This is a genomic window from Thiofilum sp. (genome assembly GCF_016711335.1).
In the GTDB taxonomy this organism is placed as follows: Bacteria; Pseudomonadota; Gammaproteobacteria; order Thiotrichales; family Thiotrichaceae; genus Thiofilum.
The window spans coordinates 3,316,097-3,334,178 of the sequence record NZ_JADJTF010000001.1; the positions used below are offsets into that span (position 1 = coordinate 3,316,097).

Consider the following 18,082-nt stretch of genomic DNA (forward strand, 5'->3'; position numbering starts at 1 on the left):
GTGGATTCATTAGCTAACGCGCTACACCACTCTGAATCACATAATTAGACGAGCGTGTAGCATTAGCCCCATGCATTAACACATTACCAATGACAATATTGAGATCATTATTAGGACCAGAAAATAACGAATAACCATTCAGATCCAAATCATTCGAGCTATAACCATTAACAATATAATTAGAGTTTAAGAAGGTATTGCCAGAGGCTAGCAGTGCTGCATTCAGTACTGACATAGGATCATTATCAGGGCCATTAGCAATCACGAATTGACTGCGGTTGGCATCCCCCGCCCACATTAGGCTCACTATGCCATGGGTCAAACGCGCATTAAGCCCACCATGGGTGCTAGTCGTAGGAGCAGTAAAATCAATCAATACCGCATTAGCCAGCCCTAGATTAAAAGTATTACTACTCATCACCGCTAAATGATTACGGTGTACCACTGCCACATAGTAGGATTGAGAGCTATCTACACCGTCAAAACTCAATAGCGTTTGATCACTAGCGGGATTAATCACATCACCACTGCGGGTTAGTAATGCCGCTTTACGCGCTACTACGGTATTAGGATTAGCCGCTGAACGTAGCTCAATTAACACCCAATCGACTAACGCCGTTACTCCAGTCACCGCTAAGCGTGTCGTGGAGACCGTTTCCGTACCTTGATAGTTAAAAGGTTGAGTTTTATACGGTTGTGTCAAAGGGATCAGATTAGTGCTACGCAAATTATCTTGCATCAACACTTGCTCTGCATCATAAGGTCCTTGCAAGAAAGCACGTACTCTTACACCCACAATGTCGACTTGATCTAGCACGCTAACTGTCAAGGTTTGTTGATCTTCGCCCCCTTTACCATCCACCACTTTCACTCGCACGATATAGCTATTATTACCATCTGCGTCATTGGGCGACTCAAAATCAGGAGCAGTTATAAATTGCAATACGCCAGTACTAGCATTCAGGGTGAATTTTGCCGCATCCGCTCCGCCACTAATGCTGTAACTTAAAGTATCGTTATCGGCATCGGTTGCTGTGACCGTCGTTACAGCCGTAGTATTTTCATTGATACTAATAGCCGCCGTATCCCCACCGCCATTACTGGTAATGATCGGGGGGTAATTCGAGGGAATACTAGGATCGGTTTTATTACAGACTTTGTGTAGATTAAACCGAGCGCCCGTCGAGGCGGTATAACCCCAATAAGGGGTGGCTGTACCTAATATACTCACTAAATCAACCACTTTAGTCGCTTGTAAGGTATTATCAAAATAGACTTGGAGGGTTTTAGTAGCAGCATTCCATACCACTCTGAAATCGTGATAGCGCCCGTCACTAATATTACCCAAACTAATAGGGCTAACTAAATCGGTCGCGGCTCCATTGTGGCGAGTATTACCATTGGAATAAATCGCAAGATGATCTTGTGCGGGGTCATACCAATTCGGCTCAAGATTGGTATGAGTATCTAATTCAATCACTAAGGAAGGATCAAGCCCCTTACCGCTAGCCCCATCGCCTCCATCGCCCGACCCTAAACCGCGCCCTGCCTGACCGATGACATTATTGCCCAAGGGTTGTAAGGTAAACGTCATACCATCCGCCCCCGTACTATCGTTCCCTAAATACACTTTGGCTCGATAGTCGAAAGACGCATTTAAGTTAATTCGATTATTACCCCATAAGGCGCCACGCTGCCCCTGCAAGGATTGTGTTAAAATATATTCATTGGCGGCTGAAATACTGGCATTAACAACACTGGTAGCAGGTATCGGTAAACACACCTGCGACTCTAGTACAGCAACACTCACTAGCTGATTATCAACACCACCTCTATTATCTGAGACTTGTACTCGCACCTCATAAATATTATTTCCCCCTACATCCTGAGGATTATTAAATGAAGGCGCACTGGTAAAGGCTAAAACACCTGTACTCGCATTAATAGTAAATTTAGACGCATCGGCTCCTCCATTAAGGCTATAGGTCAATACATCATTGTCGGCGTCGGTCGCCGTAACCGTGGTTACTACGGTAGTATTTTCCGTAATGCTCAGATAGGCATTATCTCCGCCCCCATTGCTGGTAATGACGGGCGCATTATTAGTGATTTGAAAATTGACTAGATAGTCCTCTACCTCACCTTGCAATACGGGCATGTTGGCATTGACATTGAGTTGATTAGCCCAACGTAGGCGCATAAAGGTAGTCAGATTACTCACTGCATTCGGCGCATTAATCGCTAAAGTAATCAAACCATTATTATCACTATCCGCTAGATTGGTAGCGATTTGCTCGCTTGCTTCAAATACACCATTAGTATTCCAGTCGATCCACGCTTGTAGGTAACCCGAACCTACCACTCGCACTTCATAGGTGGATTGCTTAGCAATAATCGTATTAGGTAGAGTGATACCTTCCTCATCATTAGGACGTAAACCTGCCTGATTATCGCCTTGTGCATTATTACTCACTAACGCATCAGCTTCAGCATCAGGGGCTACTGCGCCTAGATAAAGACTCATAGCAGGTACTAAGCCATGAGGAGCGGAACCATAACTTGCAGGTGCATCACCAAAATCTTGGCATAAGCCCATGCTTAAATGGAGATCATCCCAATAGACATTACTGGCATCAGCGGCTGAGTGAAATACCACGCGTAGTTGATACGCCGTATTTGCCTCTAAATACATAGGCTCAACAAAAGCCAACTGATAAAACCCTACGGCTGAGGGATTCACGCTATAGTCATTCAATAGTGTTTTGGCAGTAGCAAAATTATCTTTAGAAACCATCACACTAAATTTATAGCTTTGACCTAAATTATGAATCTGAAAACCTAGTCCATTCAGCAATTGATTAGCCGGCATAGTAGTTAAGGTGCTAAAGCGATATTCAATATAGTCGCCGTTATTAAATGCACTCGCCACATTACTCTGATTCACACCTGCTAGATGGATAACAGTGGTAGCACTCGGCTCAAAACTATAAGTTAAACCACTGCCTATTACCTGAGCATTGGCGCTTGCTAGCACTGTCGTATCCACATGATCCGCCTCTAGAGTATTAGGCGGCGTGTTATAAGTCCATCTCACACGGTAATCACTATAACCTAAATCCTGTGGGTTAGCAGGGCAAACTTGAGTCGCCATAATGGGAGGTAATACATTCACGACTTTAACCACTCGGATACTCAAGGCTTGTGTATCAGTACCCCCGCGTCCGTCACTGACCCTCACTTGTACTTCATAATAATTATCGCCCCCCACATCGGTAGGACTATCTGCACTTGGAGCAGTAATAAATTCTAATAGCCCCGTACTGGCATTAATGGTGAACTTAGCTGCATCCGCTCCTCCATTCAGGCTATAGGTCAGAGCATCATTATCCGCATCGGTCGCGGTGACTGTAGTAACCATGCGCGTATTTTCAGTAATGCTGAGTGCTGCGGTATCAGCTCCTCCATTACTGGTAATCACCGGAGGATTATTCGGTGCAGCAGGGCAAGTATTAGCAATCACACCCGCAATATCCCCAATCTGAGCAGGTGTTAAGGTAAAGCTTGTCGTAGCTTCTACTAAGCGTCTAGGTGTCCCCGAACCTTCAGGATCAGCCGTATTAGCCTCTACCGTGCCGTTATAACTACCTCCTTTAGACGCAATGGCCGCCGCTGCTGGCAAAGCAGTGGGTTCATTATCTGGATAGAGTACTACGGTGAATTTAATGCCTTGTGCTTTGAGTTTATTAAAAATGGTAAAACTAGAGCCATCATCTGGCTCAAAAGCAAACCCTGCACCATCAATCAGTGCGCTTCCGTAATCGGCATAACGCCACGCATCCGTAAAAATCACAATCTGCAAAGGCTTGGATAAATCTCGATTCAAGCTACGTAAACTACTCAATATAAACACCGAATCTGTAGCAGGATTATTATCTAATCCATACATCATTTGCAGCACCGCGCCCGCTAAATTATCCATCACTAAGTTCGGCATGGCTAAGCCTAAAGGTCCAAACTGGCGAATAGGATTTACTACATTAGCCTTGGAAAAATCACGTTCAAAATAAACATGCTGCCCAAACTCATTACTTCTATAAACCCCACCATAATGCGCTACCGCAATTCGTGTTTCTGAATTACTTGCCAATAACTGATTACCCACATTCACCACATTAGACGCAAAGTTGGCGTACTCCATAAGATCAATGGAACCAGAATTATCTAATACAAATAAGACATCTGCCCCTCCGGTAGGCGAGCAGGCTCCCGCCGTCGTACCTGCGACATTAGGCAATGACTTAGGATCATTAAAGCTCACTACGTGATCCTCCACCTCGCCTGAGGTAGCAATGCCTGCTGGAGTATTACACTGCCCTAAAGCACTGCACACTCGAAAACGGGCGAAAGTTTCAGGAGGAACGAGTGCTGGAACTGTAATACTGAGATTGACTACCCCTGTATTAATGGGCATTTCGGTTGCTAGACGCTCACCCACATCATCAAAATCTGCGTCTCGATTCCAATCGATCCAAGCATTCAGATAACCACTGCCATTTTGCACATTGACCGCAGCAGTTATAGTGCTATTGGGCGTAATGGTAGCGGGAAACGTCACTCCATCCTCATCATCTACCCCATCCAAATCATCCGCCCTAGCCCTTGGGTTGTAGCCTAGATAGCTGACCCAATCTTCATCCACTAAATTACCTAGACGCACACCCACCACATCATGTTGTGCAATGGGGTAATCTTCTTGTGCATCCGAGGTATCACGATTATGCGAATAGATGACATAACTCGCCACATTGAGGGCATTAAGTCTATCGGTGGATAGCCCTGCCGACTGAATAGCATAATTAGTGCCTAAACCGTCATAATTAGCATTATAACGTTGTGTGGTTAAACTCATCCCATCAGGCTCTTGCGAACCCGTAGAAAATACCGTATCAAAACGCCCCTGATTATTCGTGGTAGTCGCCGTATGAATCTCACGATAGTACGAATTAATTAAGGTAAAGCCCCCCTTAGAAGCGGGATAGCCTAAACTAGACACTCCAACCACCATAAAATAATCATTCATATGCACTAGCGTATCGCCTGCATCGAAATTAGGGGTGGTTAAGGTATAATTTCCAGCAATAGCCCCCGTCGTAGGGGTATAGACACCAGCATTAGCTCGGACAATACCACGATTATTTTGTTTAACATTATCAAACACATAAGCTGCCACTATCATATCATCGCCTGTTGACTTAGGCAGTGGCACTGTGGGGAAAGCAATATCTACTAAACCCGAACTAGCCCCATTGAGCAGCGTCTTGAGTTCGGATTCATAAAACACAATGGTATAAGTTTCGAGAGAAAAATAAGTCGTATTGGCAATCACTACATTGCTGGCATTTCTTAGCTCTTTACGATTGAGAGTAAAGCGCAAATCCCCACTGGGCGCACCACTTAGTAATAAAGCATTCTTTTTAGTGATCGTGTTAGTTCCGGCTTGTACCCTCGCTGTCACATGCACATTGCTGCTATTATAATGCCCACTATCGTAAGCAAAATTATCCGCTAAATCCCCCGTCGCTCCCGTATTGGTGCTGGTACAGTTATCGGTCGCTTTATCGCAATGATCACGCTCAAACGCCACTACAATCATAAGCGCTCGATTATCCCCTGTGGGAATATTAAACCCTGTTAGACTCGCCATACCCGCACTTCCCGAACCGGAGGCACTACTCGTGGCGGAATTTAATAATGTGACTCTCTCTGCATAGCTAGTGGAAGACCATAGCACTAAGATACTGAATAAAAATAATAAATTGGCAAACCGCCCTACGCTATGCGACCACTTGTTTTGCACAATAAATCCCCATTCTTTAAATTTTATAATTGACTATTAGGATTGTTCGTTTGTTATGTGCGGCATTGGACTTAACAAATAAGCCTTGCTCTAGTTGTAACTATAGGTTTAGAACCTGCTTAGACTAAATTATACTATAAATAAATTTAAATACTCTATTCTTTTATTTATGGTCTTAAAAAAGCCATGATAATTAGACTGTTAAATAGTACTAGATACTGAGATAGAACCATTTAGCCCTGTTTAGACTGAAGTCTGAGTTAGGCAACTGAGAGCCTCTTGAACATGGGTTAGAGGCTCAGCAGACTGCTGTTAAGCATGCGCTTGCGGTGAAATCACCCCAGCGTAAAGCAAATAGAATAATAATAAGCCAAATAAAATACGGTAAATACCAAATGCATTAAAGGTAAAACGATTTAAAAAGGCAATAAATAATCTCATCACTAAATAGGCGCTCACAAAAGCAGTGATAAAGCCAATAATCAGTGTTAAAGCTTGCTCACCCTGAAACTGATCATAGTGCTTGACTAAATCTAAGCCACTGGTTGCTACCATGACCGGCAACGCCAATAAAAAGGAAAACTCGGCACTGGCTTTACGACTTAAACCCACCAATAAAGCCCCGACGATGGTAGCACCCGCTCGACTCATGCCCGGAAGTAGAGCAAAAATCTGTGCCACACCAATCCATAGCGCTTGTCGGTAAGACAGATCCTCGACTTGCTGCACGCTAGGGGTATGATGCTTTAAATAACGCTCCACTAACAAAAAGACTATCCCACCTACAATAAACATCGCTGCCACAATTTCTACTGAGAACAAGGCTTTAACTTGTGCACTCAACAAAAACCCCACGGCTCCAATAGGAATAAAAGCTAAAACGACTTTCACCCATAACTCAAAATATTGGGGGCTAAACTTTTCCCGATAATTAGCCACTACTGCTAAAATAGCGGCTAATTGGATAATCACTTCAAAGGCCATATGACCCTCAGTTTGAGGCAGTCCCATTAACTCACTAGCGACAATTAAATGCCCCGTAGAGGAAATAGGTAAAAACTCAGTAACCCCCTCAATAATCCCTAAAATAAAACTTTGTAATGCATCCACGAATGAGTTCCTATTAGTGTTTTTAAGGCGGCATCTATAATAGCACCGCTGGAAGCTTAAGACCTATGTCAACCTCATCCTTGAGATGCATTCAACCTTAACTGAAATTAAAATCGCTCAAACTGCGCTATACTGAATCCATCACAAGGATCGAAGGTGCTGATAACATGAACTGGACGACACTGAAAGCATTGTTACCCTCTTTAGTCATAGCTTTGCTAGTACTCGTAGTCAGTAGTGCTTATCATGTGTACCGCCAAAGTAATAAGCAACCGACTATTAGTACTCAAACCGTCGCTGTCCCTAGCGGCATAGAAGCACAAGTACTATTACGCGATAAGCTGCAAGCCGCTGCTGTACTCACCCAAGCTACTGAATTAAACGCCTTACTTCAGCTAGGCGCAGACCCCGGTATCAGTGGTAATAAGGATCAACATAGCGCCCTGACTATAGCATTGGCGGGTGATCAAATGAGCAATGCCTATGCCATGTTGCCATATCTACGCCTTGACACCTTTAATACCGCTCAACGGGCTATTTTCTATGCTGCACGGCGGGGGGATGTAAGGTTACTCGATCAACTCATGGTGTTTGCTGATCATCATCCTGATCACTTGTTACCTGATCACTCAGAGGCGACTCATTGCGAAATTTATCAAGCCCTAGCCAATGGTCATATTGCAGCCGCTGAACGTCTCCTGCCCTTACGTAAGGACTGCCCAGAGCTAGTCGAACACGCCCTCAAAAGTGCCCAGCTTGGCGTGCTAGAATGGTTGCTAAAACAACGACCTGAGCTAACCGCGACCCTCCCACAACGTAGCGAGTGGATGAAAGCAGCGGTTGAGTCTGGCAGTGTGCCTATAGTGCGCTATTGGGTCAGCCAAGGATTAACCCTCGATCATGCCGACCTAGCCGTCGCACAAGGTCACTTAGAGCTAGTCAAATATTTTCATCAACACGGTGATACTCTAGTTCGTACCCCTGAAACTCTAGTGCAGGTGGCGGCTAAATCCAATCAAATGCCTGTATTGGATTATCTCACTCAATTAGGCATTCCCGCTTTAGCCCCTCCTGAACAAAGGCAAAATCATGCGTGCTCGACACTCGCAGGTATTGCGGCTGAAACCGGTAATCTAAAACTATTAACGCAATTGCTAGGTAAAAAATCTGATACTTTAGCCCAATGGGATAACCCTTGTACTGGTGATACCCTCTTGCACAGCGCGGTAAAAGGTCAACAATTAGCACTAGCGCTAAGCCTTTCGCCTAAACATATCAATACCCAGAATAAACAAGGCTCAACCCCACTCCATATTGCGGTAGAAACGGGGCAATTAGCGCTAGTTAAATACTTATTATCTCAACAAGCTAATCCCTCGATCAGCGATCATAGCGGCAATACCCCTTTACACTTAGCGCTTAATCCCTCTTATTTTAATGATGCTAACGCTATTGTATTCACCCTCTTAGCTGAAAAGCCCGAACTAAACATTCAAAATCAACAAGGCAAAACCCCATTAATACTCGCTGCTGAAGCCGGAGAAACACTATTAGCTAGGTATCTATTACAAGAAAACGCAGATGCTGCTATGGTAGACAATGAAGGAAAATCTGCACTGCATAGACTCGTAGAACGCCAAGTCGAAACGATTGAAGATTTAGCGCTTTATATAAAACAAGGAGCAGACCTTAATACACTAGATTACAGTGGTGCTGCGGTATTACATAAAGCCGCTCAATATGAACTAAAAACATCTCCCTCCGTATTAGAACAGCTAATTGAAGCAAGAGCTAAACTTAATCTCAGTAATCAAGAAGGGCAAACAGCCTTACATTTGGCTATCTTAGCTAAGCAAACTCGTAATGCCTTATTATTAATAGCTGCAGGCGCTGATATAACAGGGGCTGATGAATCAGGTAATACCCCACTGCATTATGCGGCACAGCAAGGACTGCATTTAGTATTAGACCAATTGCTTGCTAAAGGAGCTGATGTACATGCCATTAATAACGACGGTAATCCGGTGGTATTTATGGCACAGAATCAAACGATTATTGAAAAACTCACCCAAGCAGGAGCCAAATTTAATACTAATACTGAGCAAGGCGTTTCATTAATTGCTCATTTAAGCAGCCAGACCGATAAAAGAACTGTTTTACCTATGATTGAGCAGGCATTACAAGCCGGAGCCGACCCTAATGAACAAGATACTTTTGGTCAAACGGCACTACAACGCTCTGTTCGTTATAACTCACCCGAAATTACTCAGCTCCTATTAAAATATCAGGCTGATCCTAATTTAGCTGATCAGGAAGGCAATACACCCTTACATCTTGCGATTAGAGGACGCTCGCTCATTCAAACTCACTTACTGCTTCAAGCAGGGGCTAATATTAATGCCGTCAATAGCTTTGGTAAAACCCCTTTACATCAAAGCATTGAGCTAGTCGAGCTAGGTATTGCGAATACCTTATTACAAGCAGGTGCTAGTATTCATACTAAAGATAATGATCAGCGCACCCCCCTGCAAACCGCCTTGGCTTTAAATTTAAAACCTTTTGCGCATAAGCTATTAAATTTAGGAGCAGATATTCATAATCGTAGTAAAGGAGATTGGACTGCTCTCCATTATGCTGCTCAGCTAGGCGATGAGTTTTTAATAATACCTTTATTAGAGCTAGGTGCTGCAAAAAATACTATTACTTGGGGTAAGCAAGTAGCGCGTGATTTAATACCTAGTCAATATAGTAACCTGAAATCACGTTTTAATAGCTATCCTGATAAACAAGATAATTTTACTGAGAATGATCAATGGCAGAATACTCCTTTGCATCGAGCGGTGCGTCAGGCAGATATTAAGCAAATAACTCGCTTATTAAATCAAGGAGCTAATCCTAATACTAAAAACCATTATGGTGAAACCGCACTGCATTATGCGTTTCATATCGCACCACACTATCCTGACGATATTGAGGTTATGCTAAGCTTGCTTTTTAATGCTAAAGCCGATCCCCTGATAACCGATGCGGCAGGGCGTAGTAGCTTAGAAATAGCTTTAGCTTATCCCATTAATTTAGCCACCTTAAACCATTTACTAAACGCTCAAGCTCAGCAAGTTCTCACCGACTCCGCAGTAAATTTACGCGTAGTTAACCAACTCTCTAAACAAAGCCTAGCAACTATTCAAGCTTTATTACCGCCTATTTTAAAAGATCCTACGATTGATCAGTTCTCGATTTGGCAATGGAGCTTAACTCATAATCAGAAACAAGCCTTAATACCTTGGCTATTAAATCAAGGACTCGATCCTAATCTACCCGTAGATGATTATACTCATATTATGAATTGGGCATTAACGCAAGAGTATTATGATACTATCCCACTCCTACTTAATGCGAATCTCAGCTTTCAATCAACTCCAGACGATATTAGCCTATTAAAAACCCTACTAGATAAAAAGCTACTCAAGCCAGCGGAGTTTTTAGTTAATCACCCAAGTTATCAGTTTGAATTTGCTCATAATCCAGACCTAGCTCAAGAATTACTACTCAGTGTGGCTGCACAAGGTGATAAAGCACTAGCAATTAATACTAAGCTGCTCTCTGTCACTGAACTCAAGACGATTAATTTAGACCCTATCATTGGTGTGTTATTACAAAATGATGCTTTAGAAACGTTAAAGCTTTATCAAAAAAGCGGATTTAATTTAAAAGATTATCCTAACTTAGTTAACCATGCAGTTAATGCTAATGCTTTTAAAATACTAATAGGGGTGCATCAGCAAGGACTAGAATTAAAAAGTAATGACAATAATGATAATCTAATTTTAAAAGCTATTGCTCATTATAATATCGATATGGTTACTTATTTAATTAATCATCAAGTCCCTTTCTCCCAAGCACAAAAAAATCAGGTATTAGAAACGCTAAAAGCACCTAGTCATTATGCACTTAGCTCTAATATTGATGAAGCTGATTTTGTGTTCAAGTTAGCTCGCTTAATTCCCAAATTAACTATTAAAGCAGAACAGTTAGAGAGTATTATTCTTGAGGGTCGTCTTAAGCTCGCTAAAGCTTTTTTAACTGCCTGGCCTCAGCAATGGACTAACAAGGATTATCAATTCTTACTTAGCTCTTTAGTTACTAATGTCTCTACTATTGATAATCATGGTTTTGATTTAATAGATTTGTTACGTGCCAAAATACCGCTTTTTGATTTTACTGAAACACTTAATGTCCCTTTGGGAGCAAGTCCTAGCTACCTATTAACCAGACAAGCCCATAATCTACCACTACTACAACATCTAGCTAACACCAATTACGTGTTTAAAACAGCCGAGTTAGAAGCTTTATTTCATGCAGTACTCAATCAAACTACGGATCAACCTGCTACTACTATTGAGCGCTTAAAATGGCTTAGTACTCAAGCCCAATTTAAAGTCAGTATCAATTTATTTGCTGGATTATATAATGATGAGTATTTATCCGAGGAGCGTTGGTTTAATGAAACTCATGCTTTTATTCTAGAATTATTTAAAAATCAGCCCATAGCCAGCACTCCACTACTAGCTTTATTAAACCATAAACCACTGTGTAGCCAATATACGTCTATAGTCTTAAAGCAAATTAAGCACACTGATCATAATACTCCTTGGTTAGAGCACTGGGTAAAACAACACTATCAACAAGCTGCCTTAGATCAAACTTTAGTTCATCCTGAACTCAATTGTTTATCTATACCTGCTATTAGACAAGCATTGTTTAATATCCCTAGCCTTAAAACACAATGGGCTAACTATGGTTTTGTACTTATCAATAACTTTCATGATTTAACCAGTATGCAAAATACTTGGGGCGAGCTTATTAAACTGGGCGCTGACCTGAATTACCGAGATCCCGAAGGTAATAACTTGGCACATCTTTGGCTCAATACCCTACAAGCTTCCCAACAAGACGACATTACAGCACCAACTATAAGCGAGTGGTTACAAGGGCTATATTGGTTAAAGCAACAAGGGGTTGATCTACTAGCTCTAGATACTAAACAACGCTCTATTTTACAGCGCCTATTGATTAATGAAGCATTACCTGAGAAACAACTGACACAGCTTAATAATATTATTGAACAACTACTGATATTAGAACCAAAGCTCAGCACTTTAAATACCACTACTGACTCGCCTTTACATTTAACTATTCATCACACCGCACTGGCTGATGAGCACAAGCTTGTATTGGCAAAACTATTAGTAAAATCGGGGGTTGATCTTAATATACTGAATCATAAAGGTAACTCACCCTTATTATCAGCACTTGAGGCAAAAGCATGGAGTGTGGCTCATTGGTTATTGAGTCAACCTATTGATTTTAATATTCAAAATTTATCTGGTCAAAACGCTTTACACTTATTAATTTTAAATCAGCATTTTGACCTAGCTCAGAATATTACAACTAAAATTAAACCTCTTAATGCGTTAGATGGACAAGGAAATAACGTATTACATTACTTAGCTCGTCAAGAATGCTCTAAAACTCATTGCAAAGCTTTGCATCAATTTATGAAAAAGCTTATTAGTTTAGGCCTAGATATTAATGCTCAAAATAAAGATGGTGAAACTCCAATCATGTTAGCTATTTACGCTAATCACCAACATACTTTAGTCAATTTATTAGAGCTTAAACCCAATCTTAATCTTACTAATAAACTAGGCTATGTAGCTCTACAACTAGCGTTAGATCAACAACATACTCAACAGGCAGAACAACTCATTGCAACGGGAGCTAATATTAATTATGCCTCTTCCTCTAAACTAGGAAAAACCCTTAATCATTATATAACCCAACTACAAGATTATGGCTTAGTGCAAACTTTATTAGCCTATCATTCTGATTGGACAATACCTGATAAAATTAAAAACCTAGCAGTACCGGAGGACTACTGGTATAAGCTCTTAAAAGATAAACGCAGTATTGCTATTAATGCATCGAGTGCTATTACTATTCCTGAGTATTACCGTGCGGCTAATGATACTAATAATAGTTTATTGCATGTTGCGACCGCTGCGAATGAACCAAAGGTTATTCGTGCTTTGCTAGATAAAGGTTTAGTGGTCGATATTACTAATAGCACAAGAGAAACGCCCTTGCATTGGGCAATACAATCTGATGCATTAGCTAGCATGCAGTTATTGTTAAAGCGTGGAGCTAATCCTAATGCTCTCAATCAGGCTAATAAGAATGCTATTTTAATAGCTGCTAATTTAGCCCATGATGCTATGCTCAGAGCTTTACTCATCACCACTCAGCAAGAAGCGATTGAACTTAATATTAATCAGCGTGATGAAAATGGTAATACTGCGCTGCACCTAGCTGTGCTTAATCAAAACCCTATTATAATTGAACTACTCTTAGCAGCAGGTGCTGATACTGAAATCTATAATAATGATAGCTTAACACCTTTATTATTAGCCATAGAAAAACCCAATTTAACTATTGTAAAATCTTTACTGGGTTATAAAGCTGACTTAAATGCTATTGATCAACAAGACCGTAGTGTTTTACTACATGCTGTAGAGCGGTTTGTGCATGATACTCCTCAGCCTACGGCTACCCAACTAAAACAGCACTTAGCTTTATTAGAGCTGCTGATCGACTCAGGTGCTGACTTAAAAGCACAAAGTATTAAGGGTAATAATGCTTTATATATTGGAATTGCAAAATATGCTTTAGCCAAATATTTATTAACCAAACCTTTTGATGTGAAGCAATTAAACTACGAACGCGAAACCGTGCTATTTCAAGCAGCACGTACTCATACTAAAGACTATGAGCTAGACTATCTCTTTAAAGAGTTAATTAAGCAAGGTATTGATATTAATCAGCGTAATATTTATGGTGAAACAGCTTTACAAGCCGCAGTACGTCATGACAACTTACCTGCTCTGCTGAAACTGATTGAGCTAGGTGCTGATCCTAATATAGTTAAATCAACCGAGCTAGATAATACAGGTTATAATCTGCCTATGTATATTTTAGCTAGCACTTATATTAATCCTAATACTAAACTGGCTGTACTAGATCAAATCATTAAAGCGGGAGCTAATCTAAATCATACGAATAATAATGGTGAAAATGCTTTATTCATTGCGGCTCGCATCTTTGAAAAACCACTCGACTATGTAGAGTGGCTAGTAGATCAGGGTATTCAGCTTAATATCTCTAATCTTAAGGGGCAATATTTACCACATATACTGGTCGAACAGTTTCCATACTTATCCGAGTACTCAGCTAATACTACACGGATTAAGCGTTTATTATCACACCTTAGACAAAAAGGCTTAAATACTAATGCCCGTGATATGAATAGCAAAACTGCTTTACATTATGCAGTAGCTAGAAATAATCTGACTTGGGTAAAGCTATTATTAGAACAAGGTGCTAATCCTAATATCCAAGATAATACTGATAATAGTCCATTGCTAATGGTATTAAATAACTATGCTACTTATGCTGAATCTTGGGGTTTAGTAGATTTATTGTTACAGTCGGGAGCTAATCCTAATTTACGTAACTCAGCCGGACAAACCGCTTTACACTTAAGCTATCGCTTAAAAAATCAAAAGCTCATTGAGCGCTTAATTAAATCAGGTGCTAACTCCACTATTCGCAGTTATATAGGACGACTTGCTACTGAAGAGCCAGCACTCTAAACAGCTACGAAGCTTTTTTCACTGAGTAGACTAGATGCATGAGTTTTATTAATATGGCTCTATTTTATTACCTCAGATAGCACCACCATGACAAAAATACTAATTTTACCCGGCATTAATAATTCTGGTTCTGAACACTGGCAAACACGGTGGGAACAGCAAAATCCTCACTATACTAGGATTATACAAGATGATTGGGATCATCCTGTTTGTACTACTTGGGCACAACGTCTAGAAGAAACTATCGTGAAAATGGGATCTGATACCGTGTTAGTCGCTCACAGTTTAGCCTGTTTAATGGTGGCTCATTGGGCGAATACGACTCAACTCACTCTTCAAGGGGCATTTATGGTGTCAGTTCCTGATCCGAATGGAAGCAACTTTCCCTCTGAAGCCAAAGGATTCAGTCCCTTACCTACCCAACCTTTTAGCTTTCCCTCTTTAATAGTGGCTAGCACTAATGATCCCTATGGTACAATAGAACACTCAAAACAATGCGCTCAGTATTGGGGTAGTGATTGGATTTCGGTAGGTGCTTTGGGGCATATTAATGCTTCCAGTGGGTTAGGGTATTGGTCTCAAGGTCAACAACTTTTAGAGCAATTCTTAAAAGTCACACAAAGACAATAGTTATATATTATTAATATTTTTCTAAACTAGCCTTTTAATAACCCCACCCCAAATACGCTGAGGCATACTATTACATACCTCAGCCTTAAAATTCGCTATATTGTTTGCACATATACATCTTTATAAGCTAAATACACAGAAGCTTCTAACATAGGTATCACAATAAATAATCCTAGCAACATAGGTAATGTGCCTAAAAACACTAAAAGCGTTGCTAAGATACTATACACCAACAAAGGTAGAATATTGGCTAATCCCCCTTTAATACTAGCTTTAAGAGCGGCAATAGCACTAATATCGTTAAACATAATGAGTGGAATAGCAAAAAAGAAAGCTATACTAAATAAGATATTAATAAACAGGCTAATTACACCAAATACTAGATATAAAGCTATATCTTGTAATTCAATTTCACCTGTTAAATTTAAACCTAAGTAATGTGCCCCAACATAGTCTGCAATCCAACCAGATATAAGAGAAACTAATAGACCAATTACCCCTATAATAATCAAACTCAACCACTTATTATCAAAACCCATCCAAATATTTTGAAATTTTAGGCGCATATTGAAAGTAGCAGAATAATGCACACCTAATAAAAGCCCTCCAAATACAATAGGTGCGCAAATACTGATTATAACAGTCCCCATAAAGGGGATAAAACCCATTACTCCAATAGCGATAAATAAGGCTAATAAGATTAAGACCCAAACCTTTAAATCTGGTTTAACTAGAGACCAGCTATTACTAAGCCATGCAATACTATCACTAATGGACACTTTACGAGGTCGATCTAAATGATTCGCCTTAGGCAATAAGTCATTTTCATCTATATTGAGCATAATATCTCTCCTTAAAAGCAAAATTAATAATCAACTTCACTCACCATCATCAATAAGGCATCCTTGCCACCAAAACCCTTTAAGCACCTTGAACTACTTCGGAAATAATTCACTTAAGGACAAGGATTCGGAAACTCATTATGAATACGCTCAATACCTTCTAATACCTCATCACTTAACACTAAATCGATGCTGGCAATATTCATTTTTAGCTGCTCTAAAGTGGTTGCTCCAATAATATTAGCCGTCAAAAAAGGACGTGAATTGACATAAGCTAATGCCATTTGTGCGGGATCTAAACCATATTGATGCGCTAGCTCTACATAGAGTTTAGTCACCTGTTGAGCTTTTTGGGTAATATAGCGTGGAAAATAATGCGCCCATTTTTGCAAGCGTGAACCTTCAGGCCGTTTACTATCCAAATATTTACCACTTAAAACTCCAAAACCTAAAGGTGAATAAGCTAATAGCCCTACTTGTGCACGATGGGCGATTTCTGCCAAACCAATTTCATAACTACGATTTAATAAACTATAAGGGTTTTGAATAGATACAATACGTTCTAAACCTAGTTCTCGTGCTAAAGCTAAATAAGTCATAACGCCCCAAGGCGTTTCATTCGATACCCCTAAGGTTCTTACCTTACCCGCTCGCACTAAATCAGTTAGTGCCCGTAAAGTTTCCTCTGGTGTTTCATGATGATTATCTTTGCTATAACGATAACCTAATTGACCAAAATAATTAGTACTGCGACTAGGCCAATGCACTTGATAAAGGTCAAGGTAATCGGTATTTAAGCGTTTCAGGCTATTTTCAATAGCTTGATTAATATGGTGCGCATTGAGTTTAGGGCCACCCCGAATATGCCCAATCCATTCTTTACGTCCAGGGCCTGCTACTTTACTGGCTAAAATAATCTGCTCACGTTTACCTGTCTTTTTCAGCCAAGAACCAATATAACGCTCCGTTAGACCCTGCGTCTCTGGGCGTGCCGGAACAGCATATAGCTCGGCGGTATCCACAAAATTAACCCCTTGTGCCAGCGCGTAATCCAGTTGGGCGTGCGCATCACTTTCAGTATTTTGCTCACCAAAGGTCATAGTGCCTAAACAAATCACGCTGACTTTGATGTCAGTCTGTCCTAAAGTACGTAACTCCATAATAGTCTCCGGTGGTATCTAATCAGGCTAATCCAGAGGATTAGATGAACACTACGCTAGTAGCATGCTACACTCTGTCCCTTACTGTAAGCCTTATTGATGAAATAGGACAACCCGTGGAAGCAACGACTCGTAATCGTACCTTGGCTTTAGCCGCTTTGTTTCAAAATATTGAAGGTGTAATGCAAATTGCACGTAGTGGTAAAGTAGATGAGGATTTATATAAGAGTGCCTTAATGAGTTTATTATTAGATGAAGCACCTGCTATTGAAGATTTATACGGTGGCATTGGTCACATGCGGGTGGGATTAAGGGCTTTAAATCATCAACTAGGTGGTGCTACTAATATGGCAACGGGTGAATTTAAAGATTTAGACGCGACGCGCTATTCTCTGAATATTTTATATTTAGAACGCAAATTACAACAGGATGAAACGATTTTTAATCGAGTTTTATCGGGTATTGACGAAATACAAAAATTAATCCCAGAGCTAGAACTCAATCACCCGACCATTACGGTGCGCCTAGCTGAACTTTATACCCAAACTATTAGTAAATTAGGACCCCGTATTATTATTAAAGGCGAACAAGCTTATCTTTCTAGCCCCGAAAATGCTGCTAAAATTCGCGTGTTATTAATGGCAGGGATTCGCGCCGCCTTATTATGGCAACAAGCGGGCGGTAATCGTTGGAAATTATTTTTTGGACGCGGCGCTATGCAATTAGAGGCAAGTCATTTATTACGTGGCTCAGTGAGCTAATCAGGTAGAGGGT

Annotated in this window: 7 protein-coding genes; 3 read left to right on the plus strand and 4 right to left on the minus strand. The window is 40.7% G+C overall.

The window, feature by feature from the left end; all coding sequences use genetic code 11:
- Positions 1–13: 13 nt before the first annotated feature.
- Together IPL34_RS15625 and IPL34_RS15630 are read right to left on the minus strand one after the other, a co-directional pair.
- Positions 14–5,857, minus strand: a complete 5,844-nt coding sequence (locus IPL34_RS15625; protein ID WP_296842380.1) for a GEVED domain-containing protein — start codon at positions 5,855–5,857, stop codon at positions 14–16.
- 312 nt (positions 5,858–6,169) lie between these two features.
- Positions 6,170–6,967 (minus strand): undecaprenyl-diphosphate phosphatase, encoded by a 798-nt coding sequence (locus IPL34_RS15630; protein ID WP_296842381.1) that lies wholly within the window; start codon positions 6,965–6,967, stop codon positions 6,170–6,172.
- A 167-nt stretch (positions 6,968–7,134) separates the two neighbouring features.
- Here IPL34_RS15630 and IPL34_RS15635 point away from each other — a divergent pair, with 167 nt between their 5' ends.
- Positions 7,135–14,676, plus strand: coding sequence for an ankyrin repeat domain-containing protein (locus tag IPL34_RS15635; RefSeq protein ID WP_296842382.1), 7,542 nt, complete (start codon positions 7,135–7,137; stop codon positions 14,674–14,676).
- An 87-nt stretch (positions 14,677–14,763) separates the two neighbouring features.
- Complete coding sequence (locus IPL34_RS15640) at positions 14,764–15,306, plus strand: alpha/beta hydrolase (RefSeq protein ID WP_296842383.1); 543 nt, start codon at positions 14,764–14,766, stop codon at positions 15,304–15,306.
- A 95-nt stretch (positions 15,307–15,401) separates the two neighbouring features.
- Here IPL34_RS15640 and IPL34_RS15645 read toward each other — a convergent pair whose 3' ends face one another.
- Both IPL34_RS15645 and IPL34_RS15650 read right to left on the minus strand, forming a co-directional pair.
- On the minus strand, positions 15,402–16,148 hold the full coding sequence (locus tag IPL34_RS15645; protein WP_296842384.1) for a BPSS1780 family membrane protein: 747 nt from the start codon (positions 16,146–16,148) through the stop codon (positions 15,402–15,404).
- Positions 16,149–16,261: 113 nt separating this feature from the next.
- Positions 16,262–17,308 (minus strand): NADP(H)-dependent aldo-keto reductase, encoded by a 1,047-nt coding sequence (locus IPL34_RS15650; RefSeq protein ID WP_296842385.1) that lies wholly within the window; start codon positions 17,306–17,308, stop codon positions 16,262–16,264.
- Positions 17,309–17,424: 116 nt separating this feature from the next.
- Between IPL34_RS15650 and hflD the strand changes: the two genes are divergently transcribed.
- On the plus strand, positions 17,425–18,069 hold the full coding sequence (gene hflD / locus IPL34_RS15655) for a high frequency lysogenization protein HflD (protein WP_296842386.1): 645 nt from the start codon (positions 17,425–17,427) through the stop codon (positions 18,067–18,069).
- The last annotated feature ends 13 nt before the right edge of the window (positions 18,070–18,082 follow it).